This is a genomic window from Sphingopyxis sp. NJF-3 (genome assembly GCF_053514865.1).
This window is the reverse complement of record NZ_CM130726.1, coordinates 1,649,730-1,671,845: the sequence shown is the minus strand read 5'-3', so window position 1 is coordinate 1,671,845 and position 22,116 is coordinate 1,649,730. Positions and strand designations below refer to the sequence as shown.

Here is a 22,116-nt window from a genome sequence, read left to right as displayed (position 1 = left end):
CCCCACCATATATGCGCCCCTCGCTGCCCCAGGGGGACTTCCAATAACCGCAAGGCAGCTCTTGTCGTTTAACTTATTTTTTGGGGGTCCCTTGAGTTGCACCAGCATCATAGCGCCCACGGGCTGATTCAGGCACTTTCGCCGGTCGAACCTGTTACGCTTGTCCGCCCGCACGCCGCGCGGCGCGCAGCGCGTTTCTTCATCGAGCGATTTCCCGGCACGACCATGTATGCGGTCAAGGCGAATCCGTCGCCCGACCTGCTGCGCGTGCTGTGGGATTCGGGTGTCACCCATTATGACGTCGCCTCGATCGCCGAGGTGCGGCTGGTGGCGCGCACCCTGCCGGGGGCGACGCTCTGCTTCATGCATCCGGTGAAGGCCGAGGAAGCGATTTCCGAAGCCTATTGGAAGCATGGGGTTCGCACCTTCTCGCTCGATACGATGGACGAACTTCAGAAGATCGTCCGCGCGACCGAGGGCGCGCAGGACCTGAACCTGCTCGTGCGCCTGCGCGTCTCGTCCGACCATTCGAAGCTCAGCCTCGCCGCCAAGTTCGGCGCCGAGCCCGACGAGGTCGCCGAACTGCTGATGGCGACCCGCCAGGCGGCCGATGCGCTCGGCATCTGCTTCCACGTCGGCAGCCAGGCGATGACCCCGCACGCCTATGCGCAGGCGATGGAGCGCGTCCGCGCCGCGATCGTCGCGGCGTCGGTGACGGTCGACATCGTCGATGTCGGCGGCGGTTTCCCGTCGTCCTATCCCGGCATGGAGCCCCCGCCGCTCGACGCCTATTTCGACACGATCCACCGCAGCTTCGAAAGCCTGCCGATCAGCTATTCGGCCGAACTGTGGTGCGAGCCCGGCCGCGCGCTGTCCGCCGAATACAGCTCGCTGATCGTCCGCGTCGAAAAGCGCCGCGGCGAGGAGCTCTATATCAACGACGGCGCTTACGGGGCGCTGTTCGACGCCGCGCATGTCGGCTGGCGCTTCCCCGTCACATTGCTGCGCGACGGAAAGAGCGACGCCGAGATGCTGCCATTCAGCTTCTATGGCCCGACCTGCGACGATCTCGACCATATGGCGGGCCCCTTCTTCCTTCCCGCCGACATCAAGGCGGGCGATTTCATCGAGATCGGGATGCTGGGCGCCTATGGCTGCGCGATGCGCACCAAGTTCAACGGCTTCGGCGCGGACGAGATCCACGTCGTCAGCGACGAGCCGATGGCGAGCCTCTACACCGGCGAGATCGAAGAAGAACGCCGCACGGCGACGGTGACCAAGCTCTTCTGAGCTTTCCACACCGCTGATCCTTCCAAAGGCCGGTCCGCATCCCGCGGGCCGGCCTTTTTCTTGGCCCATTCGATTTTCTGCGACCGATCGCCTTGCGGCCGCGCGCCGCATGGTTCACAGGCCCGTTCGATTCATGCAGTCAGGAGGTCCTTTTGAGCAAGATTGATGAAAAGTTGCAGCCGGTTCTTGATGAAGTATTGCGTAGAAACGCCGGGGAAGCCGAATTCCACCAGGCTGTCCACGAAGTGCTCGAAAGCCTCGGGCGCGTCGTCGCGAAACACCCCGATTATGCCAGCCATGCGCTGATCGAACGGATTTGCGAACCGGAGCGACAGATCATCTTTCGCGTTCCCTGGGTCGATGACGCCGGCCAGGTCCAGATCAACCGCGGCTTTCGCGTCCAGTTCAACTCGGCGCTCGGCCCCTACAAGGGCGGCATCCGTTTCCACCCGTCGGTCAATCTCGGCATCATCAAATTCCTGGGGTTCGAGCAGATCTTCAAGAATGCGCTGACCGGCATGCCGATCGGCGGCGGCAAGGGCGGGTCCGACTTCAACCCGCGCGGCCGCTCGGACGGCGAGATCATGCGCTTCTGCCAGGCTTTTATGACCGAGCTTCAGCGTCATCTGGGCGAATATACCGACGTTCCCGCGGGCGATATCGGCGTGGGTGGGCGCGAGATCGGCTATATGTTCGGTCAGTACAAGCGCCTGACCAACCGCTACGAAGCGGGCGTGCTCACCGGCAAGGGACTCGTCTACGGCGGGTCGCGCGCGCGCACCGAGGCAACCGGCTTCGGGCTCGTCTATTTCGTTCAGCAGATGCTGGCGACCAGGGGACAGTCGCTCGACGGCAAGCGCGTCGTCGTTTCGGGGTCGGGCAATGTCGCCATCTATGCGATCGAAAAGATTCGGCAGTTCGGCGGCAAGGTGCTCGCTTGCTCCGATTCCAACGGCTACGTCCTCGACGAGAATGGCATCGACCTCGATCTTCTGAAGGAAATCAAGGAGGTGCGCCGCGAACGCCTGTCCGAATATGCGCGGGCGAAGGGTGCGGGCGCGCATTATATCGAGGGCGGGTCGATCTGGGACGTGGCATGCGACATCGCGCTTCCCTGCGCCACCCAGAACGAACTGACCGGCAAGGATGCGGCGACGCTGGTCCGGAATGGGGTCCAGGTCGTCGGCGAAGGCGCCAACATGCCGTCGACCCCCGACGCGGTCGACCTGTTCCACCAGAATGGGGTGATGTTCGCGCCGGGCAAGGCGGCCAACGCCGGCGGGGTCGCGACCTCGGCGCTCGAAATGCAGCAGAACGCCTCGCGCGACAGCTGGACTTTCGACCAGACCGAAGAGCGGCTGGCGCGTATCATGCGGAGCATTCACGACAATTGCGCCGCGACCGCCGACGAATATAGCGCCCCCGGCAACTATGTGCTGGGCGCCAATATCGCCGGTTTCGTGCGCGTTGCCGAGGCGATGCGATCGCTCGGCGTGATCTGAGGCCCCTTCGCCGGCGGGAGGAGAGAAAAGTGTCCGATCTCTAGGCGGTTGACCCGACGGGTCGCCGCCCTTAGCCTTTGCCGCAATGCACAAAAGCATCGACCTCCCCTCGCCCCCGGCGTTCGCCGGGCTCGCGGCCGGGCGTCCGCTCGCGCTGTTCCTCGATTTCGACGGGACGCTGGTCGAGATCGCCGATACCCCCGACGGTATTCATGTGCCCGATGGGGTGCCGGCGCAGCTCGCGGCGCTTCACCGTGCGCTGGGTGGCCGCATCGCCATCGTCAGCGGCCGCGCCATCGCCGATATCCAGTCGCACCTCGGCCCGCTCCATCTGCTGATGGTCGGCTCGCACGGCGCCGAGATCGGCGAGGCCGCCGAGGACACAAAGCCCTTGTCCGACGCGAGCCGCGCCGAACTCGCCGCGCTGACCGCCGCCTGGCCCCGCCTGCTCGTCGAAACCAAGCCACACGGCATCGCGGTGCATTATCGGCAGGAACCCGAAGCCGCCCCAGCCGTCTTTACCGTCATGAACGACATGGCAGCCCGCGAAGGCCTTGCCGCCCGGCACGGCAAGATGGTGGTCGAGCTGGGCCCGAAAAGCGCCAACAAGGGCGCCGCGGTGGCCCGGCTGATGGCGGCGGCACCCTTTGCGGGCGCGCTGCCGATCTTCATTGGCGACGATACGACCGACGAGGACGGTTTTGCCGCCGTTACCGCGGCGGGCGGATACGGCATCCTCGTCGGCGCGCCGCGCCCGACCGCCGCCCATTATCGCCTTGCCGACCCCGAAGCGGTGCACCGATGGCTGACCCTCTGAGCTCGCTCGCCCTCTGGCCGGTCGGCAATTGCCAGGTCAGCGCGCTGGTCGACGGCGAAGCGGGCTTCGTCTGGGGCTGCGTCCCACGCGTCGACGGCGATCCCGTCTTCTGCGCGTTGCTCGGCGGCGACAAACAGCATCAAGGCGTCTGGCGTTTCCGCCTCGCGGGGCAGGTCAAGGCCACCCCGCGCTATCGCCGCAACACCCCGATCCTCGTCACCCGGCTCGAGGCCGATGACGGGAGCGCGGTCGACGTCATCGACTTCTGCCCGCGCTTCGAACGATCGGGGCGCATGTTCCGCCCCGTCGCCTTCGTCCGCATCGTCCGCCCCGTCGCGGGCAGCCCGCGGATCGAGATGGAACTGGTGCCGATGCGCGACTATGGCGCCGAGGTCGCGGCCACGACGCGCGGCACCAACCATATCCGCTATCTGGTCGGCACCCAGCCGCTGCGCCTGACCACCGACGCGCCGGTCGGCTATGTCATGGAAAGCCGCTCGTTCCGCGTCGAGCAGGACCTGCATTTCTTCCTCGGCCCCGACGAACCCTTCACCGGCAACGTGTCGCAGGCGCTGCGCGCCATGGAGGAGGCGACCGATCTTTACTGGCGAAGCTGGGTGCGCGGGCTCGCGACGCCGATGGACTGGCAGGATGCTGTCATTCGCGCCGCGATCACGCTCAAGCTCTGCCAGCATGAGGAAACCGGCGCGATCGTCGCCGCGCTGACCACCTCGATCCCCGAGGCGCCAGACAGCGGGCGCAACTGGGATTACCGCTTCTGCTGGATCCGCGACGCCTATTACACGGTGCAGGCGCTCAACCGCCTCGGCGCGCTCGACGTGCTCGAAAAATATCTCGCCTATCTGCGCAACATCGTCGACCGCGCCGCTGGCGGGCATATCCAGCCGCTCTATTCGGTAATGGGGGTGACCGAACTCGATGAAAGCGTCGCATCCGATCTCGCGGGCTACCGCGGCATGGGGCCGGTGCGCATCGGCAACGCCGCCTGGACGCAAGTCCAGCACGACGCCTATGGGCAGATCGTGCTGCCGACCGTGCAGGGCTTCTTCGACCAGCGCCTGTTCCGCGTCGCCGACGCGCGCGATTTCGAAAGCCTCGAAAGCGTCGGCGAGGTCGCGTGGAAGATGCACGACCAGCCCGACGCGGGCCTCTGGGAATTTCGCACCCGCCAGCTCGTCCACACCTATTCGGCGGTGATGAGCTGGGCGGCGTGCGACCGGCTCGCCAATGTCGCCGCGCACATCGGCCGGCCCGAGCGCGAAACCTTCTGGAACGAGCGCGCCGCGACGATCCGGGCGACGATCGAGCGCGAGGCGTGGAGCGAGGCCGAGGGCCATTACGGCGCCGCCTTCGGCCATGCGCATATGGACGCGAGCCTGCTCCAGATGGTCGAGCTGCGCTTCATCCGCGCCGACGATCCGCGTTTCCAGGCGACCTTCGCCGCGGTCGAAAAGGCGCTGCGGCGCGACCGCAACATGCTGCGCTACGACAGCGAAGACGACTTCGGCCAGCCCGAGACCGCGTTCAACATCTGCACCTTCTGGCTGATCGAGGCGCTGCACCTGTGCGGCCGCTCGGACGAAGCGCGCGAGCTGTTCGAAACCATGCTCGCGCATCGCACCCCATCGGGCCTGCTGTCCGAGGACATGGATTTCGACAATGGCGAATTGTGGGGGAATTTCCCGCAGACCTATTCGCTGGTCGGGATCATCCATTGCGCCGGCATGCTGTCGCGCGGCTGGGACACGGTGCGATGAGCCGGCTGATCGTCGTCTCGAACCGCGTGTCGGTCGACAAGGGGCGCGGCGCGACGGGGGCGCAGGGCGGGCTCGCGGTCGCGATGAACGGCGCGCTGCGCCAGCACGGCGGCATCTGGTTCGGCTGGTCGGGCGAGGAGGTCGAGCATTTCACCGGCCAGCTCACCCTCGCGCGCGCCGATGGCTTCACCACCGCGACGATCGACCTCGAGCCGCAGGACGTCGAGGAATATTACAACGGCTACGCCAACCGCACGCTCTGGCCGCTCTTCCACTATCGCATCGACCTTGCCGAATATGAGAATGAGTTCGGCCGCGGCTACGAGCGCGTCAACGAACAGTTCGCGAACAGCCTGATCCCGCTCGTCGAAGCGGATGATCTGGTCTGGGTGCAGGATTATCATTTCCTGCCGCTGGGCGAACGGCTGCGCGCGCATGGCCTAGCGAACCGCATCGGCCTGTTCCTCCATATCCCCTGGCCGCCGACCCGCCTGCTCGTTTCGCTTCCCTTCCACGAGCGGCTGGTGGAGGCGATGCTCCATTATGACGTGATCGGCTTTCAGTCGGTCGAGTGGCTCGAAAGCTTCCTCCACTATTGCCGCAAGGAGCTGAACGCCGAAGTCGACGAAGACAGCGGCACGGTGCGGCTCGGCGACCGCACCGCGACCGCGCGCGCCTTTCCGATCGGTATCGATCACAAGGAGTTCATGGCGCTCGGCGAGACCGGGACGGCGCGCCGAGCGCAGGAGCGCGTCACTGGGAGCGCCCGCAACCGCACGGTGGTGATCGGCGTCGATCGGCTCGACTACAGCAAGGGGCTGCCCGAGCGGATCGACGCGCTGGAGCGGCTGTTCGCCACGCAGGACGACATGGTCAACCGGCTGCTCTACGTCCAGATCGCGCCCCCCTCGCGCGAGGATGTCCGCTCCTATCAGGAAATCCGCGCGACGCTCGAACAGAAGACCGGGCAGTTCAACGGCGCCCATTCGGACGTCGACCTCGTCCCCATCCGCTACGTCAATCGCGGCTTCGGCCGCGCCGAGCTGTTCGGCTTCTACCGCGCCGCGAAGATCGGGCTGGTGACCCCGATCCGCGACGGCATGAACCTCGTCGCCAAGGAATATGTCGCGGCGCAGGACCCCGAGGATCCGGGCGTCCTCATCCTCTCGCGCTTCGCGGGCGCGGCCGAGCAGTTGACCGACGCGCTGCTCGTCAATCCGCTCAACCACGAAGAGGTCACCCGCGCGCTGTGGACCGCGCTCCACATGCCGATCGAGGAACGCAAGGCGCGCTGGAGCGCGCTCAACGCCGTCGTGCGCGACCGCGACGTCATCGGCTGGGCCGAGGATTTCATTGCCGCGTTGAAGGGCTGAATCGCCGCCTTGCATTGTCGCCGTTCGGCCCTAGCATCGCCTCACGCGGCCGGGTCGTCGAAGCGCCGCAACCGAAAGGGGGAAATATGTCCGATAGCATTCTCGCGCCGGGCGCGGTGCTCGCATTGTGGACGCTGATCATGCTCGTCTGGGTCGCCGCGACGCGCTTTCCGGCGATGTCGAAGGCCGGCATCGACGTGAAGGCCGCACCGCCGGGCGGACGCGGCGCCGACCTCGAAACCGTGCTGCCGCCGAGCGTCAACTGGAAGTCGCACAATTACACCCACTTGCTCGAACAGCCGACGCTCTTCTATGCGGTGATCGTCTTCCTGCACCTGTCGGGCGGCGACGTCGGCTACACGCGCTGGATCGCCTGGGCCTATGTCGTGCTGCGCATCATCCACAGCCTGTGGCAGGCGACGGTGAACCGCATCCCGGTGCGCTTCACCCTCTTTTCGCTCTACACGCTGTGCCTGTTGGCGCTGTCGGTGCTCGCCGTGATCGCGACGCTGGGTTGAGGAGGGGATGATGACCGATACGAACGCGATATTGGGGCCGGTCGCGACGCTCGCGCTCTGGTCGATGGTCATGTGGGTGTGGATGTACGCGACGCGCCTCCCCGCGATGAGCCGCGCGAAGATCGATGCGGCGAAGATGGTCGGCGGCACGGGAAAGAATCTCGACGATGTGCTGCCCGCCGAAGTGCAGTGGAAGGCACACAACTATAATCACCTGATGGAGCAGCCGACGGTTTTCTATGCCGTCGCCATCGCGCTCGCGGTCGGCGGCATGGGCGGCGGGCTCAACGCGCAGATCGCCTGGGCCTATGTGGGCCTGCGCATCCTCCACAGCCTGATCCAGGCAACGGTGAACCGGGTGATGTGGCGCTTCGGCATCTTCGCGCTCGCCAGCCTCGCGCTGATCGCGCTGTGCCTGCACGCGTTCATGGGGTTCGTGCTGCATTGACCCAAATTCGCCCTCCCCTTCAGGGGAGGACAGCGAGACTTGCCAGCTTGCTGGCTTGATCGCAGCGGGTGGGGCTTGATGCCTTGCGCAAGGTCGATGGGCCCACCCCAACCCCTCCCCTGAAGGGGAGGGGCCTTGATTACCTCGAAAACCGCCCCGCGAGTTCCACATGGGTCGACCAGCGGAACTGCCCGACCGGCTGCACCCAGTCGAGGCGATAGCCGCCTGCGACCAGCAGCTTCGCATCGCGCGCGAAGCTCGCGGGATTGCAGCTCACATAGGCGATCGCCGGCACCGCCGACGCCGCGAGCTGCTTGACCTGTTCCTCGGCTCCTGCCCGCGGCGGGTCGAGGATCACCGCGCCGAAGCGGTCGAGTTCGGCGGGAACCAGCGGCCGCCGGAACAGGTCGCGATGCTCGGTCGCGACCAGCGCCCGCGCGCGGTTGGCCGCGCCGGTCAGCGCCAGAATCGCATCGCGCGCGCCTTCGGCCGCATAGACCTTCCGCCCCGCCTGCACCGACAGCGCGAAGGTCCCGACGCCGGCGAACAGGTCGGCGACCGCCGGTGCGTCCCCGATCGCCTCGCGCACCGCCTCGACGAGCGCCGCCTGCCCTGCAGCGGTCGCCTGCAGAAAGGCGAAGGGCGGCACTTCGACCGCGATGTCGCCGAAGCGTACCGTCGGCGGCTCGGGCTGCCAGATGATCTCCAGCCCGTCGCCCTGATCGATCGCCAGCCGCGCGAGGCCGTGCGCGCCTGCGAAATCCTGCAGCGCCATCGCGGCGTCGAGCCCCTCCGCGCGCACGCCCTCCAGCACCACTTCGGCGCCCTGATCGAGCATCTGCAGCTTGACCTTCACCGGGCGCCGCTGCGGCGCGACGGCGTTCAGCAGGGCGCGGACGGGGCCGATCAGCGCGAACAGCTCGGGGACCAGCAGCGGGCATTCGCGCATGTCGACGATCTGGTTGCTCTGCGCGGCGTTGAAGCCGACGGCGATCTGCTTGCCCGCCCTGAGCGCGCTGAGCGCCGCGCGACGCCGGCTTTGCGGCGGCGACAGCAGCGCCGGGCGTATCTCGCCCGCCGCGACCTGTTGTCCCGCCAGCGCCCCCGCGACCCGGTCGCGCACGAAATCGGCGAGCGCGCCCTCGGCGACATGCTGGAGCTGGCAGCCACCGCATTTGCCGAAATGGCGGCAGATGGGCTCGGCGCGGTTCGGGCCCGGAATCAACATCCCGTCGGCCGCGACCCGGTCGCCGGGCACGCCGCCCGCGACATGGCGCCCGTCCGCCGTCACGCCATCCCCGCGCGCGGCGATGCGTTCGATCAAATCTTCATCGGTCATGCTTTTACCAGATCATCCGCTACAAGGCCGGGGCCGATAGCCCGTGCGCGCGCGATATGCCAGCCCACCGCCGCGACAGCGGCGTCGAAGGCATCGCCGCCGCGCGCGAGCATCGCGCCGCACGCGCCCGCCAGCACGTCGCCGGTCCCCGCGGTGGCGAGCCAGGGGCATCCCGGCCACGCGGCCACGGCGCGCCCGTCGGGCGCCGCGATAACGGTATCGCCGCCCTTGTAGATCACCACCGCGCCGCTCTGCTGCGCTGCCGCCCGCGCCCGGTCGATCTTGCTTCCCGCAAGGCCGGGAAAGGCGCGCGCGAACTCGCCCGCGTGCGGCGTCAGGATCGCGCGAGCCTCGCCAAGCCTCGGCAGCGCCGACGCGATCGCGGCCGCGTCGAGGACGAGCGGCTTGCCGCTGCCCAGCGCCGACGCCACGTCGCGGTCGAGCGCGTCGCCCGCCGGATAGCCCGGCCCGATCACCACGGCGCCGAGGCGCGGATCGGCGAGCCGCGCGGAAAAACCCTCGCCGCTCTCAACAATGACCGCCGAAAAGGGCGCGTCGGAAGCCCCGCTCAATATCGCATAGCCCGCCCCGGCGCGCAGCACCGCAGCGGCCGCCAGCCCCGCCGCCCCCGGCATCGGCCCGGCGCGGACGAGCGTCATGCCGCGGCTGAACTTGTGCGCCGACGCATCGGGCGCGTCGCTTTCGAAGCGAGGCAGCGTGCGCAGCGTCGGCGCGGCGTCGATCCCGATCGTGGCCAGCAGGGTCCGCCCGCAGGTGGGCGCGGCAGGCAACAGCACATGCGCCGGTTTGAGAGCGCCCAGCGCGACCGTGACGTTGGCGGGCAATGGCGGAACCCAATCCTGCACCCCGTCGGCATCGACCCCGCTCGGCACATCGACCGCGAGCACGCGGCGTCCCGCAAAGCGAACCAAGTGCGCCGCAAGATCGTCAGCCAGCGGCCGCGACAGCCCCACGCCGAACAGCGCATCGATGATCAGCGGCGCGGGCGCCAGATCGCCGCCCAGCGCCTCGACAAGCCCTGCCCACCCCAGCCGCGCCGAGCGTGCTAGGTCGGTAGCCGGCTCCGCCAGGGCCGCCACGCGCACACGCACCCCGCGCTGGGCGAGCAGGCGCGCCGCGACATAGCCGTCGCCGCCATTATTGCCGGGTCCGCAGAGAATCAGGATCGGCGCGCCCGCCGCCATCCGCCATGCGGTATCGGCGATCGCGGCGCCGGCGCGCTCCATCAGTTCGGCCAGCGACGCGCCCGACGCGGCGCACGCCGCCTCGGCCACGCGCATCGCGTCGCTGGTCAGGATGGGAGCGTCGGCGGGAACGGACATGCCTTTCCCTAACATGATGGAAGGAAAAGTCGCGCTACTTCCCGCCGCTGGTATTCGCCGGCAGCCGGTAGCGGTCGCCGCCGATCGCGACCTCGATCATCCCGTCGCCGACGATCGTCACCTTCGCGGGCTCCGACCCGTCGGCGGACACAACGCCGCGCCCGTCGGTCGCGATCGCCAGGCGGCGATAGCCGGTGTCGGCGCGACCGACGACGAGGATGGTCCCCGCTGCACCGCTCATTTCCTCGATCGTGCAGGTGCGGTCGAACAGCTTCGCGCCTTCGAGCGCGCAGTCGATACGGCCATTCAGCGCGGCTTCCTTTGCCTGCCGCGCCTCGGCTTCGGCGAGCGCGCCATTGTCGGGAGCCGCGTTGCAGCCCCCGAGCAGCACCAGCGGCAGCATCATCCCGCCCCGTTTCGATGGCGTCATCCCCCGGCCTTCCTCAGCTGCGACAGGTCGCGCACCGCGCCGCGCGCGGCGCTCGTCGTCATCGCAGCATAGGCCTGAAGTGCTACCGAAACCTTGCGCGGACGCGGTTTGGCGGGCTGCCACGCCGCCTCGCCCTTCGCGTCCATCGCCGCCCGGCGCGACGCCAGCTCCGCGTCCGAAAGGAGCAGGTCGATCGTGCGCTTCGGAATGTCGATCTTGATCAGGTCGCCGTCCTCGACCAGCCCGATCGCCCCGCCCTCGGCCGCTTCGGGCGAGACATGGCCGATCGACAAGCCCGAGGTGCCACCCGAAAAGCGGCCGTCGGTGATCAGCGCGCAGGCGGCGCCCAGCCCCTTCGATTTGAGGTAGCTGGTCGGATAGAGCATTTCCTGCATCCCCGGCCCACCCTTCGGCCCTTCGTAGCGGATCACGACCACGTCGCCCGCCTCGATCTGCCCGGTCAGGATCCCCGCGACAGCCGCGTCCTGGCTTTCGAACACCTTGGCGGGGCCGGTGAACTCGAGGATCGATTCGTCGACCCCCGCGGTCTTCACGATGCAGCCGTCGCGCGCGATATTGCCCGAGAGCACCGCTAGCCCGCCATCCTTGCTGAACGCATGACTTGCCGAGCGGATCACCCCGCTCTCGCGGTCGAGGTCGAGGCTGTCCCAGCGCCGGTCCTGGCTGAACGCGGTCTGCGTCGGCACTCCGCCGGGCGCCGCCATGAAGAATTTTTGCACCGCCGGGTCGTTGGTGCGTCCGATGTCCCATTTGTTCAGCGCATCGCCCAGCGTCGCGCTGTGCACGGTCGGCAGATGCGCGTGGAGCAGCCCGGCGCGTTCGAGTTCGCCGAGGATCGCCATGATCCCGCCGGCGCGGTGGACATCCTCCATATGGACGTCGCTCTTCGCCGGCGCGACCTTCGACAGGCAGGGAACGCGGCGCGACAGCCGGTCGATGTCCTCCATGGTGAAATCGACGCCGGCCTCGTGCGCGGCGGCGAGCAGGTGGAGCACGGTGTTGGTCGATCCGCCCATCGCGATGTCGAGGCTCATCGCATTTTCGAACGCCTCGAAGGTCGCGATATTGCGCGGCAGCACGCTGTCGTCGCCCTCTTCATAATGGCGCTTGCACATTTCGACGGCGATCCGCCCGGCACGCAGGAACAGCGCCTTGCGGTCGGCGTGGGTCGCGAGGGTCGATCCGTTGCCGGGCAACGACAGCCCCAGCGCCTCGGTGAGGCAGTTCATCGAATTGGCGGTGAACATGCCCGAGCAGCTTCCGCAGGTCGGGCACGCCGAGCGTTCGACCGCCGCGACCTCTTCATCCGTATAATGTTCGTCGGCTGCGGCGACCATCGCATCCACGAGATCGAGGGCGACTTCCTTGCCCTTGAGCACCACCTTGCCCGCCTCCATCGGCCCGCCCGAGACGAAGATGACGGGAATGTTGATGCGCAGCGCCGCCATCAGCATGCCGGGCGTGATCTTGTCGCAGTTGGAAATGCACACCATCGCGTCGGCGCAATGCGCGTTGACCATATATTCGACGCTGTCGGCGATCAGGTCGCGGCTCGGCAAGCTGTAGAGCATGCCGTCGTGGCCCATCGCGATGCCGTCGTCGACCGCGATCGTGTTGAATTCCTTGGCGACTCCGCCCGCCGCCTCGATTTCGCGCGCGACCATCTGGCCCAGGTCCTTCAGATGGACGTGGCCGGGCACGAATTGCGTGAAGCTGTTGACCACCGCGACGATCGGCTTGCCGAAGTCGCTGTCCTTCATCCCCGTCGCGCGCCACAGCCCGCGCGCGCCCGCCATGTTGCGGCCGTGGGTAGTCGTGCGTGAACGATAAGAAGGCATTTGGAGAGTTCCTGATAATATTATTTCATAAAATGGCGATTCAAAGCGCCTCTACACGCCTATGCCGGCAGTTTCAATGCCGCTTTCCTCAGCATGTGCGCCAGCAGTCCGGCGAAGCGCGCCTGCCCCGCAGGGTCGCCGACCAGGTCCTGGCGCATCTCGATCCCGACATAGGGTATCCCATTCGCCTCGGCATGACGGTTCATCGTCGCGTTGAGCAGCTTGCCCGAATAGGGCTGCTGATCGCCGACGATCAGCCCTTCGGCTTCGAGCGCCGCGATCGCCGGCCCCGCGAGACGATCGTCGCCATTATAGAGCACCCCGACATGCCACGGCCGCGCCTGATCGGGATGACTGGCCAGCGAAGGCGTAAAGCTGTGCAGCGACAGGATCATCGCCGGGCGCTGCGCCGCAATCACCGCCGCGATATGGTCGTGATAGGGCCGGAAAAACCGCGCCAATCGCGCTTCCCGCGCCGCGTCATCGAGCGCATTGCCCGGAACCGCGTGCCCGTCACTCGCGATCGGCAGCACCCCCGGCGCTTCCTCGTCGCGGTTGCAGTCGACGACGAGCCGCGACACGCCGCCCAGGATCGCCGCATCGACCGCGCCATCCTCGACCAGCAGCGCCGCGACTTCGGCGACCCCGATGTCGATCGCGATATGGTTTTTCAGCAAGGCGGGGTCGATGCCGAGGTCGATGTCGGCGGGGACATGGTTCGACGCATGATCGCCGATCAGCAGCACCCCGCCCGCGCGCGGCGTTCCGAGATCGCGCCAGGCTTCACTCATCGCAGCGCCCCCGTCATCCGCCACCATTCGGGACGCCGTTCCTTCAGGTAGAGTGCCGCCGCATCGCGTTCGGCGGGCGCATCGAACAGCGCGAAGCAGGTCGCGCCCGACCCCGACATGCGCGCGAGCCACGGTCGCAGCCCGCCAAGCTCGGTCAGCACCTTGGCAACCGCCGGGCACTGCGCGATCGCCGGACGCTGGAGATCGTTGCGCGCCGCGAAGAGCTGCGCGCGAAGGTCCGCGCCGGTGAACAGCGGGCCGCGATCGGTGCCGTCCCATGCAGCGAACACCGGCCCGGTCGCGACGGGCTGCCGCGGGTTGACGAGGAGGACGGGCGTTCCGCCGAGCGCCAGTTCGGGCGCGGGACTGAGTTCCGCGCCGGTGCCGACGCCGAGGCATGTCTCGCTTGCAACACAGGCGGCGATATCCGCGCCAAGCGGTGTCACCAGCCGCGCCAGCGCCGCGTCGCCCAGCTCGGGCAGGAAATGCCGCCGCACGAGCCGCGCCATCGCCGCCGCATCGGCCGACCCGCCGCCGATCCCCGCCGCGACCGGCAGAGCCTTGGTCAACCGTATGGCGAGCGACGGCACGCGATCGGCGCCATAGCGGCCGCGGAGCAAGGCGAGCGTACCCAGCACCAGATTGTCTGCGCCCGCACTCAGTCCCTCCGCGAACGCGCCATCGATGGTCAGCGTGTCGGTATCGGCAACCGCGGCCACCAGCGTGTCGCCCCCGTCGACGAAGGCGAACAGCGTCTCGATTTCATGATAGCCGTCCGCGCGCCTTGCCCGCACATGCAGCGCCAGATTGATCTTCGCCCAGCCGGTTTCGGTGAAGACCGTCACGGTGCCACGGTCGCGGGGGTCAGCCCGTCGCGCAGCTTCGCGGTGATCCGCGTCGCCATGTCCGCCTCGGCGCCCAGCGCCGCCGCGCGCCAGACGTAACGCGCCGAAAAGCGACGCCCTGCCTTCCAATAGGCATCGCCCAGATGCTCGACGATCACAGAATTTTCGGGATCGCCGCGCTGTGCCTTCTCGAGCAGCGGCACCGCATCGTCGATCCGCCCGCTCAGGAAATAGGCCCAGCCGAGCGAATCGGTGATGCTCGGGTCCTGCGGCTCCTTCCGCCACGCCGCCTCGATCCGTTCCAGCGACTGCTCGACATTCTTGCGCCGCTCGATCGCCGAATATCCGGCGAAGTTCAGCACCGCCGCATCGCCCGGCCGCAGCGCGACCGCCTGTTCGATCAGCGGCGCGGCTCCATCCCAGTCGCCGGCCTTGAGCAGCAGGTCGGCGCGCGAGATCAGCAACAGCGCATGCAGCGCCGCATCCTCCTCGCCGTCGCCCAGGCTCGCTTCCAATCGCGCATAGGCCCGCATCGCCGCATCGCTGTCGTCCGATCGACGCGCAAGGTCGGCAAGACGAAGCAGCAGGCTGCGCGGCGGCGTCTCGCCGGCCACTGCGGCTTCGGCCGTCGCCAGCGCCTCCGCCATGTCGCCACCGTCGGCGAGAAGTTCGGCGCGGCGCATCGCCAGGACGGGGGGCAGCGCCGCGCCATCGTCGGTCAGCAGGGCCATCGCATCGTCACGCTGCCCGTTGCGGTCGAGCGCCTCGACCAGCGTCGTACGAACCTGCTGATCCCCGTCGTTCAGCCAGTAAGCGGCGCGGGCGAAGAGCAGCGGCACCGTCGGACTGCCGTGCGGGGTGCGCGAAAGCCCGTCGGCGAGCAGCCCCAGCCAGTGCGCAACCCCGGCGCGCGGGGTCGAAACCGGCTGGTCGGGAAGCAGCAGCAGCGGATCGTCGCGTTCGCCAGCCGCGAGCGCAATGCGTCCGCGCAGCCGTTCGGCCGCCGCGGCCTCGCCCGCCTTGTCGAGCGACGCCGCGACGCGCAGCGCGACGAGCTGGCTCGACCGGTCGCTCAGCGTGATCGTGTCGACCAGCGTCACGGCGTCGGCGGGCCGGCGCGCCGCGAGTTCGACGAGCGCCGCTTCGAGCAGCAGCGCGGGTTCGGGCCGCGCGACCGGGCTGGCGGCGATCAAATGACGTTCGGGATGCTTTTCGCGAGTACCCACGTCGATCCACGCGCTGATTGCGGGGGTGATCAGCTTCGCGACGGCGTCGACCCCGGCCTTGTCGGGGCGCCCGCCCATCACGTCGCGCGCACTTTTCCAGTCGGATCGGCGCAGCGCGTCGACGAGCAGCACGAGCTGCGCATCGAAGCGGCGGTCGCCGCTCTTCCACAGCGCCGCCGCAGCGCTGCGCGCGGCGGGGAGGTCGCCGGCCTGAATCGCCTGTTCGAGCATCCGGCCGCGCACGCCGGGCAGGTTGGGGGCGAGGCTGGCAACGGTCGTCAGTTTCAACAGCGCCGCGGCGGGCTCGCCCGCTTCTTCGGCGAGCCGCGCGCGGACGAACGCGTTCAGCGCTTCATCGCCGGGATCGGTCGCCGCCTGCGCGGGTACCGCCGCGAGCGCGACCATGAGGGACGTCAGGATCGCAAGGGAACGAACGGGCTTACATGTTCGGGTAATTGGGGCCTCCACCGCCTTCGGGAGTGACCCAGTTGATGTTCTGGGTCGGGTCCTTGATGTCGCACGTCTTGCAATGGACGCAATTCTGCGCGTTGATCACGAACTTCGGATCACCCTCTTCGGCGCCGACGATCTCATAGACCCCGGCGGGGCAATAACGCTGCGCGGGTTCGTCGTAGAGCGGCAGGTTATACTCGACCGGGATGGTCGGATCCTTGAGCTGCAAGTGGACCGGCTGATCCTCCTCATGATTGGTGTTCGACAGGAACACCGAAGACAGCCGGTCGAAGGTCAGCACCCCGTCGGGCTTCGGATAGTCGGGCTTCGGCATCATGTCGGCGCGATAGAGCGTCGTGTTGTCCGGATGATGCTTCATCGTGAAGGGCACCCTGATCTTCAGCGTCTCGAGCCACATGGTGATGCCCGACAGGATCGTACCCGCAAGATCGCCATATTTCTCGACCAGAGGCAGCACGTTGCGGACGACGCCCAGTTCCTTCTTGACCCAACTCTCGTCATAGGCCGCCTGATAGGAGTCGAGCGTGTCGCCGGCGCGACCCGCGTTCACCGCGGCGAAGGCCGCTTCGGCCGCCATCATCCCCGATTTCATCGAAGTGTGCGTGCCCTTGATGCGCGGCACGTTGAGGAAGCCGGCGCTGTCGCCGATCAGCGCGCCGCCCGGGAAGGCGAGCTTCGGCACCGACTGATAGCCGCCGTCGCTGATCGCGCGCGCGCCATAGGAGACGCGCTTGCCGCCCTTCAATATCTTCGCGATCTCGGGATGCGTCTTCCACTTCTGCATTTCCTGGAAAGGCGACGTGTGCGGGTTGCGATAGTTGAGCCAGGTGACAAAGCCCAGGGCGACCTGCCCGTTCGCCTGGTGATAGAGGAAGCCGCCGCCGTTCGAATTCGCATCGAGCGGCCAGCCCTGCGTGTGGATAACGCGGCCCGGCGCGTGGTTCGCGGGGTCGATGTCCCACAACTCCTTGACGCCGAGGCCATAGACCTGCGGCTCGCAATCGGCGTCGAGCGCGAATTGCGGCTTGAGCATCTTGGTGAGGTGCCCGCGCACGCCTTCGGCAAAGAAGGTGTATTTGGCGTGGAGCTCGAGCCCGGGCGCATAGTCCGGCTTGTGGCTGCCGTCGCGCGCCACGCCCATGTCGCCGGTCGCAACGCCCTTCACCGAGCCGTCGTCGTTGTAGAGGATCTCGGCGGCGGGGAATCCGGGGAAAATTTCGACCCCCAGCCCTTCGGCCTGCTCGGCGAGCCAGCGGCAGAGATTGCCGAGGCTACCGGTATAGGTGCCCTTGTTATGCATGAAACCGGGCGAGATGAATTCGGGAAGGCCGAACTTCTTCGTCTTGGTCAGCACCCAATGCTGGTTGTCGTTCACCGGCACCTCGGCGAGCGGACAGCCCATGTCGCGCCAGTCGGGGATCAGTTCGTCGAGCGACTTGGGGTCGATGACCGCCCCCGACAGGATATGCGCGCCGACCTCGGATCCTTTTTCTAGGATGCAGACCGACAGTTCGCTACCCGCCTCATTCGCCAGTTGCTTGAGGCGGATCGCCGCCGACAGCCCCGCCGGACCCGCGCCGACGATGACCACATCATAGGGCATCGATTCCCGTTCGCTCACCGATAATACCTTTCTGCCGTCCCCGCGCCGATCATTCATCGCGTCCGGCGCTCATTTTGTCACGAATTGCGATGCCCGCCAATTGACGCGTCCGTCAACTGCCTGTTTGAAACAAATTCATGGGTGGGCAGAAATCGGTCTTGCTGGCGGAAAGCATCTGCGACTGGTGGTCGCTGGCGGGGGTCGACGCGCTCGTCGGCGAAACGCCTGCGGGCTGGCTTGTCGCGCCGCCCGCAAACGATCCGGCGCCCAAGCCCCGACCCGTGATCGCCGCCGAAGCCGAACCTCCGCCCTTGCCCGCCGCGCTCCAGCGCCGCGCCGCGGACGAAGACGTTCCGGCGGCCAAGGGCCCGGTCGCCTTTCCCGACGATTGGGACGGCTTCCAGTCATGGCTTGCGGACCATCCCGACGTGCCGGGCAGCCAATGGGATGCGCGCCGCGTCCTGCCCGTCGGCGCGCGCGGCGCGCCGTTGATGCTGCTGACCGCCTGGCCCGAGATCGACGACCAGCGCGACGGCGAATTGTTCAGCGGCGCGGCGGGCAAGTTGCTCGACGCGATGCTGCAGGCGATCGGCACGACGCGCGCCGACTGCTATCTCGCCAGCCTCGCGGTCACGCGGCCCCCGGGCGGACGCTGCGACGCGCGCGATGCCGGCGAACTCGAACGGCTGCTGTCGCATCATCTGAAGCTCGCCGGTCCCGGCAAGCTGCTGCTGATCGGAAGCGACATCGTGCGGATGGCGGCGAACCTCGCGCTCCCCGATGCGCGCGGAAGGTTACTCGATATTAACCATTCGGGCGGCAGGGTGACGGCGGCAGCCATCGCGCATCCCGCGATGCTGCTGGCCCGTCCGGCCCACAAGGCGGCCGCCTGGGATAGCCTCAAACTGTTCAACCGGGGACGTTGACAGATGAAGACTTCGATCGCGGCTTTCGCCGCTCCGCTCCTTCTCGCCGCCGCGGCGGCCGCTTCGCCCGCGATGGCGACCGATGCCGGCGACCCCGGCATGGTCGGCGCGCCGCAGACGGTGCCCGACATCCTGTCGTCGAAGCAGAAGCAATATTATTCGCAGGTTCTCGCGGCGATCCGCGGCCAGCGCTGGGCCGACGCGAAATCCTTGCTCGCCGACGCCAAGGACGGCCCGCTCGACGATTTCCTGCGCGCCGAATATTGGCTCGCCGCGAACAGCCCGCGCGCCGAAATCACCGACATCATGCCGATCCTCTCGCGCTCGCCGTGGCTGCCGCAGGCGGCGCAGCTCGGCCGGCTCGCGACCCGGCGCGGCGCGACCGATCTGCCGACCCTCCCCGCCGAAACCACCCTCTCCTGGTCGGGCAGCGCGCCGCGCCGCCTCGGCGCCGATTCGGTCAGCGATCCGTTCGCGGCGGGCCTCGCGACCAGCATCCCCGAACGCATCAAGAACGACGACCCCGCGGGCGCAGAGGCGCTGCTCAACGCGGTGATCGACAAGCTCAGCCCCGAGGCGCGCGACGAATGGCGGCAGAAGGTCGCCTGGTCCTATTATATCGAGAATGACGACGCGAACGCGCTGCGCATGGCGACCGATTGCACCGGCGGGCAGAGCGCCTGGTCGACGCAGGGCGCCTGGGTGCGCGGGCTCGCGTCGTGGCGCATGCACGATTATGCCACCGCGCTCACGGCTTTCGACCGTGTCGCGAAGGAAGCGCCCGACAGCGAGCTGCGCGCCGCGGGCTATTACTGGTCCGCGCGCGCCGCGATCGCGTCCGCCCGGCCGGAACTGGTCCAGCCGCGGCTGCGCGCCGCCGCCGCGAACCAGGAAACCTTCTACGGCCTGCTTGCCAAGGAAACGCTGGGTCAGGAGGCCGCGAGCCAGCGCGAAAGCCTGCGCCCCGACCGCAGCGCCTGGCGCGCGCTCGAAAGGCAGCCCAATGTCCGCGCCGCGCTGGCGCTCGCCGAGATCGGTGAGGACAATTATGCGGGCGAAGCACTGCGCCACCAGGCACAGATCGGCGATCCGCGCCAGCACGAACAGTTGATCGGCATGGCCGAAGCATTGAGCCTCCCCGAAACCCAGCTCTGGCTCGCGCACAACACGCCGCAGGGCCGCAAGCTCGCCGCGTCGACGCGCTATCCGCAGCCCAAATGGGAACCCAATGGCGGCTGGAAGGTCGATCCGGCGCTGGTCTTTGCCCATACGTTGCAGGAATCGCGCTTCCGCCGCGCCGTCGTCAGCCCGGCCGGCGCCTATGGGCTGATGCAGGTGCGCCCCGGCACCGCCGGCGATATCGCCCGCTGGGACGGCGACAAGATCAAGGCCGCGCTCGCCGATCTCAAGACCCCGTCGGTGAACATGGACCTCGGCCAGCGCTACCTTCAGTATCTGAGCCGCGACGCCTCGACCGGCGGGCTGCTGCCCAAGGTTATCGCCGCCTATAACGCCGGTCCCGCGCCCGTCGCGCGCTGGCAGACCGAAATCCGCGATCAGGGCGATCCTCTGCTCTACATGGAATCGATCCCCTATTGGGAAACGCGCGGCTATGTCGGCACGGTGCTGCGCAACTACTGGATGTACGAGGCGCAGCAGGGCAAGCCATCGGTCAGCCGCGCCGCGCTCGCGCAGGGCAAATGGCCGCGCTTTCCCGACGGCAAGGATCGCATCCGGCTGACCTGGGCCGGCGGCCTTGCCGATGCCGATTGACCCGGCCCTGCCTTTCAAGTCCGTTCGCATCGCGATCCTGACGATTTCGGACAGTCGCGGCGCGGCGGATGACCGTTCGGGCGACACGCTCGAGCAATTGCTGACCGATGCGGGGCATATCCTCGCCGCGCGCGCGATCATCCGCGACGAGGCCGACCTGATCGTCTCGCGTCTCCACAACTGGATCGACGATCCCGAAGTCGACGTCGTGATCACCACCGGCGGCACCGGCCTCACCGGCCGCGACGTGACGCCCGAGGCGCTGCACCGCCTCGACGGCAAGGACATTCCCGGCTTCGGCGAGCTGTTCCGCTGGCTCAGCTATCAGACGATCGGCACCTCGACGATCCAGTCGCGCGCCTGCGCGGTCGTCGCGCGCGGCACCTATATCTTCGCGCTGCCCGGCTCGACGGGCGCGGTGAAGGACGCGTGGGAGGGCATATTGTCGACCCAGCTCGACAGCCGGCACAAGCCCTGCAACTTCGTCGAACTGATGCCGCGGTTGATGGAATGACGTGTCGCCCCGGCGATAATGTTCTTTATTTGTTCTTTTTCATGCAGTAATTTTGGCGGGTGCCCACAAAGCCCCTGCCCCCCATCGCCGGCCGCGGCGCACCGGCGAATCCGCGTCCCGTCCGCACGGGCTCGCTCGACCGCGAGGCCGACGGCGACTGGCTCGACGCGGCGGAGGATATCGACGGCGCGCCGCCGCGACTGCGCACCACGGTGACGGTCGAGCATCCAAAGACGATCATCGCGCGCAACGCCTCACCCGACATCGGCTTCGATCGCTCGATCAACCCCTATCGCGGCTGCGAGCACGGCTGCATCTATTGCTTCGCGCGCCCGACCCACGCCTTCCACGACCTTTCGCCCGGCCTCGATTTCGAGAGCAGGCTGTTCGCCAAGCCCGATGCGGCCAGGCTACTGCGGCAGGAACTGGCAAAGCGCAATTACAAGGTCGCGCCGCTCGCGATCGGGACCAACACCGACGGATATCAGCCGATCGAGCGCGAATGGCGCATCACCCGATCGGTGGTCGAGGTGCTCGCCGAAACCCGGCATCCGCTGCTGATCACCACCAAGTCCGACCGGCTACTCCGCGACATCGACCTGCTCGCCCAGATGGCGAAGGACGACCTTGTCGGCGTCGCCATTTCGGTGACGACGCTGGATTCCAAGCTCGCCCGCACTCTAGAGCCGCGCGCGCCGCATCCGCGGCGGCGTCTCGCGGCGATCCGCGCGCTGATCGACGCGGGCGTGCCGACGCAGGTCAATATCTCGCCGATCATCCCCGCGATCACCGATCACGAGATCGAGGCGATCATGGCGGCCGCCGCCGAAGCCGGCGCGATCCGTGCCTCCTACATCCTGATGCGCCTGCCGTTCGAGGTCGCGCCGCTGTTTCGCGCCTGGCTAGCGGCCCACTATCCCGACCGCGCCGACAAGGTCATGCACATGGTCCAGGACATTCGCGGCGGCCGCGACAACGACCCCGGTTTCTTCAGCCGCATGAAGGGCCGCGGCATCTGGCCGCAATTGATCCGCCAGCGCGTCAAGCGCGCCGCGCGCGAGCATGGCATGGACCGGAGCTTCCCGCCGATCCGCTGCGACCTGTTCAGGCCGCCCGAGCGCGACGGGCAGATGGAGCTTTTCTGATGCAGTCAAAAGGGAAACGTCATTGCGAGCGAAGCGAAGCAATCTCCAGCCATCAATCTTGCGCAAGGCAGATAGTGGAGATTGCTTCGTCGCTACGCTCCTCGCAATGACGATAAGCCGGA

19 protein-coding genes are annotated in these 22,116 nt (G+C 67.7%); 11 read left to right on the top strand and 8 right to left on the bottom strand.

Annotated features, from left to right (window positions below; all coding sequences use genetic code 11):
- Positions 1–96: 96 nt before the first annotated feature.
- The 7 genes from ACOTSS_RS08185 (at position 97) to ACOTSS_RS08155 (ending at position 7,726) form a co-directional block, all read left to right on the top strand.
- Positions 97–1,290, top strand: a complete 1,194-nt coding sequence (locus tag ACOTSS_RS08185) for a type III PLP-dependent enzyme (protein WP_448690999.1) — start codon at positions 97–99, stop codon at positions 1,288–1,290.
- Positions 1,291–1,442: 152 nt separating this feature from the next.
- Positions 1,443–2,792: an NADP-specific glutamate dehydrogenase gene (gene gdhA, locus ACOTSS_RS08180; protein WP_448690998.1), complete on the top strand. Its 1,350-nt coding sequence runs from the start codon at positions 1,443–1,445 to the stop codon at positions 2,790–2,792.
- 85 nt (positions 2,793–2,877) lie between these two features.
- On the top strand, positions 2,878–3,609 hold the full coding sequence (gene otsB / locus ACOTSS_RS08175) for a trehalose-phosphatase (protein ID WP_448690997.1): 732 nt from the start codon (positions 2,878–2,880) through the stop codon (positions 3,607–3,609).
- Positions 3,594–5,387 (top strand): glycoside hydrolase family 15 protein, encoded by a 1,794-nt coding sequence (locus tag ACOTSS_RS08170; RefSeq protein ID WP_448690996.1) that lies wholly within the window; start codon positions 3,594–3,596, stop codon positions 5,385–5,387. Before otsB ends, ACOTSS_RS08170 begins: the two co-directional genes overlap by 16 nt.
- On the top strand, positions 5,384–6,760 hold the full coding sequence (locus ACOTSS_RS08165) for an alpha,alpha-trehalose-phosphate synthase (UDP-forming) (protein WP_448690995.1): 1,377 nt from the start codon (positions 5,384–5,386) through the stop codon (positions 6,758–6,760). The genes ACOTSS_RS08170 and ACOTSS_RS08165 overlap by 4 nt, the downstream gene beginning before the upstream one ends.
- An 86-nt stretch (positions 6,761–6,846) precedes the next feature.
- Positions 6,847–7,278: an MAPEG family protein gene (locus ACOTSS_RS08160; RefSeq protein WP_448690994.1), complete on the top strand. Its 432-nt coding sequence runs from the start codon at positions 6,847–6,849 to the stop codon at positions 7,276–7,278.
- Positions 7,279–7,288: 10 nt separating this feature from the next.
- Positions 7,289–7,726, top strand: a complete 438-nt coding sequence (locus tag ACOTSS_RS08155; protein ID WP_448690993.1) for an MAPEG family protein — start codon at positions 7,289–7,291, stop codon at positions 7,724–7,726.
- Positions 7,727–7,865: 139 nt separating this feature from the next.
- Here ACOTSS_RS08155 and ACOTSS_RS08150 read toward each other — a convergent pair whose 3' ends face one another.
- Genes ACOTSS_RS08150 through ACOTSS_RS08115 form a run of 8 tightly spaced genes read right to left on the bottom strand, consistent with a single transcriptional unit; the run spans position 7,866 to position 17,654 of the window.
- A complete protein-coding gene (locus ACOTSS_RS08150) occupies positions 7,866–9,065 on the bottom strand; it encodes a class I SAM-dependent RNA methyltransferase (protein WP_448690992.1) in 1,200 nt (399 codons plus the stop codon).
- The gene (locus ACOTSS_RS08145) at positions 9,062–10,408 is read right to left on the bottom strand and encodes an NAD(P)H-hydrate epimerase (RefSeq protein ID WP_448690991.1); all 1,347 of its coding nucleotides are present in this window, start codon (positions 10,406–10,408) and stop codon (positions 9,062–9,064) included. The genes ACOTSS_RS08150 and ACOTSS_RS08145 overlap by 4 nt, the downstream gene beginning before the upstream one ends.
- Positions 10,409–10,442: 34 nt before the next feature.
- Complete coding sequence (locus ACOTSS_RS08140) at positions 10,443–10,838, bottom strand: hypothetical protein (RefSeq protein ID WP_448690990.1); 396 nt, start codon at positions 10,836–10,838, stop codon at positions 10,443–10,445.
- Complete coding sequence (gene ilvD, locus ACOTSS_RS08135) at positions 10,835–12,697, bottom strand: dihydroxy-acid dehydratase (protein WP_448690989.1); 1,863 nt, start codon at positions 12,695–12,697, stop codon at positions 10,835–10,837. The genes ACOTSS_RS08140 and ilvD overlap by 4 nt, the downstream gene beginning before the upstream one ends.
- A 59-nt stretch (positions 12,698–12,756) precedes the next feature.
- Positions 12,757–13,488 (bottom strand): N-formylglutamate amidohydrolase, encoded by a 732-nt coding sequence (locus tag ACOTSS_RS08130; protein WP_448690988.1) that lies wholly within the window; start codon positions 13,486–13,488, stop codon positions 12,757–12,759.
- Positions 13,485–14,333, bottom strand: a complete 849-nt coding sequence (locus ACOTSS_RS08125) for a 4-(cytidine 5'-diphospho)-2-C-methyl-D-erythritol kinase (protein ID WP_448690987.1) — start codon at positions 14,331–14,333, stop codon at positions 13,485–13,487. Before ACOTSS_RS08125 ends, ACOTSS_RS08130 begins: the two co-directional genes overlap by 4 nt.
- Positions 14,330–15,964: a tetratricopeptide repeat protein gene (locus ACOTSS_RS08120; protein ID WP_448690986.1), complete on the bottom strand. Its 1,635-nt coding sequence runs from the start codon at positions 15,962–15,964 to the stop codon at positions 14,330–14,332. Before ACOTSS_RS08120 ends, ACOTSS_RS08125 begins: the two co-directional genes overlap by 4 nt.
- 34 nt (positions 15,965–15,998) lie before the next feature.
- Positions 15,999–17,654 carry an electron transfer flavoprotein-ubiquinone oxidoreductase gene (locus tag ACOTSS_RS08115; protein ID WP_448690985.1) on the bottom strand — a complete coding sequence of 552 codons (1,656 nt, stop codon included), beginning with the start codon at positions 17,652–17,654 and terminating at the stop codon, positions 15,999–16,001.
- Positions 17,655–17,773: 119 nt separating this feature from the next.
- Between ACOTSS_RS08115 and ACOTSS_RS08110 the strand changes: the two genes are divergently transcribed.
- The 4 genes from ACOTSS_RS08110 to ACOTSS_RS08095 all read left to right on the top strand — a co-directional run bounded on the left by ACOTSS_RS08110 (position 17,774) and on the right by ACOTSS_RS08095 (position 21,994).
- Positions 17,774–18,562, top strand: a complete 789-nt coding sequence (locus ACOTSS_RS08110; RefSeq protein ID WP_448690984.1) for a uracil-DNA glycosylase family protein — start codon at positions 17,774–17,776, stop codon at positions 18,560–18,562.
- A 3-nt stretch (positions 18,563–18,565) separates the two neighbouring features.
- On the top strand, positions 18,566–20,335 hold the full coding sequence (locus ACOTSS_RS08105; protein ID WP_448690983.1) for a lytic transglycosylase domain-containing protein: 1,770 nt from the start codon (positions 18,566–18,568) through the stop codon (positions 20,333–20,335).
- Positions 20,325–20,849, top strand: coding sequence for a molybdenum cofactor biosynthesis protein B (gene moaB / locus ACOTSS_RS08100; protein WP_448690982.1), 525 nt, complete (start codon positions 20,325–20,327; stop codon positions 20,847–20,849). Before ACOTSS_RS08105 ends, moaB begins: the two co-directional genes overlap by 11 nt.
- Positions 20,850–20,923: 74 nt before the next feature.
- Complete coding sequence (locus tag ACOTSS_RS08095) at positions 20,924–21,994, top strand: PA0069 family radical SAM protein (RefSeq protein ID WP_448691309.1); 1,071 nt, start codon at positions 20,924–20,926, stop codon at positions 21,992–21,994.
- The last annotated feature ends 122 nt before the right edge of the window (positions 21,995–22,116 follow it).

Bases quoted from the DNA above. Each gene is read 5' to 3' on its own strand.
- otsB (WP_448690997.1), top strand. From the start codon at position 2,878: ATGCACAAAAGCATCGACCTCCCCTCGCCCCCGGCGTTCGCCGGGCTC.
- ACOTSS_RS08170 (WP_448690996.1), top strand. From the start codon at position 3,594: ATGGCTGACCCTCTGAGCTCGCTCGCCCTCTGGCCGGTCGGCAATTGC.
- ACOTSS_RS08165 (WP_448690995.1), top strand. From the start codon at position 5,384: ATGAGCCGGCTGATCGTCGTCTCGAACCGCGTGTCGGTCGACAAGGGG.
- ACOTSS_RS08160 (WP_448690994.1), top strand. From the start codon at position 6,847: ATGTCCGATAGCATTCTCGCGCCGGGCGCGGTGCTCGCATTGTGGACG.
- ACOTSS_RS08155 (WP_448690993.1), top strand. From the start codon at position 7,289: ATGACCGATACGAACGCGATATTGGGGCCGGTCGCGACGCTCGCGCTC.
- ACOTSS_RS08150 (WP_448690992.1), bottom strand. From the start codon at position 9,065: ATGACCGATGAAGATTTGATCGAACGCATCGCCGCGCGCGGGGATGGC.
- ACOTSS_RS08145 (WP_448690991.1), bottom strand. From the start codon at position 10,408: ATGTCCGTTCCCGCCGACGCTCCCATCCTGACCAGCGACGCGATGCGC.
- ACOTSS_RS08140 (WP_448690990.1), bottom strand. From the start codon at position 10,838: ATGACGCCATCGAAACGGGGCGGGATGATGCTGCCGCTGGTGCTGCTC.
- ilvD (WP_448690989.1), bottom strand. From the start codon at position 12,697: ATGCCTTCTTATCGTTCACGCACGACTACCCACGGCCGCAACATGGCG.
- ACOTSS_RS08130 (WP_448690988.1), bottom strand. From the start codon at position 13,488: ATGAGTGAAGCCTGGCGCGATCTCGGAACGCCGCGCGCGGGCGGGGTG.
- ACOTSS_RS08120 (WP_448690986.1), bottom strand. From the start codon at position 15,964: ATGGTCGCGCTCGCGGCGGTACCCGCGCAGGCGGCGACCGATCCCGGC.
- ACOTSS_RS08110 (WP_448690984.1), top strand. From the start codon at position 17,774: ATGGGTGGGCAGAAATCGGTCTTGCTGGCGGAAAGCATCTGCGACTGG.
- ACOTSS_RS08105 (WP_448690983.1), top strand. From the start codon at position 18,566: ATGAAGACTTCGATCGCGGCTTTCGCCGCTCCGCTCCTTCTCGCCGCC.
- moaB (WP_448690982.1), top strand. From the start codon at position 20,325: ATGCCGATTGACCCGGCCCTGCCTTTCAAGTCCGTTCGCATCGCGATC.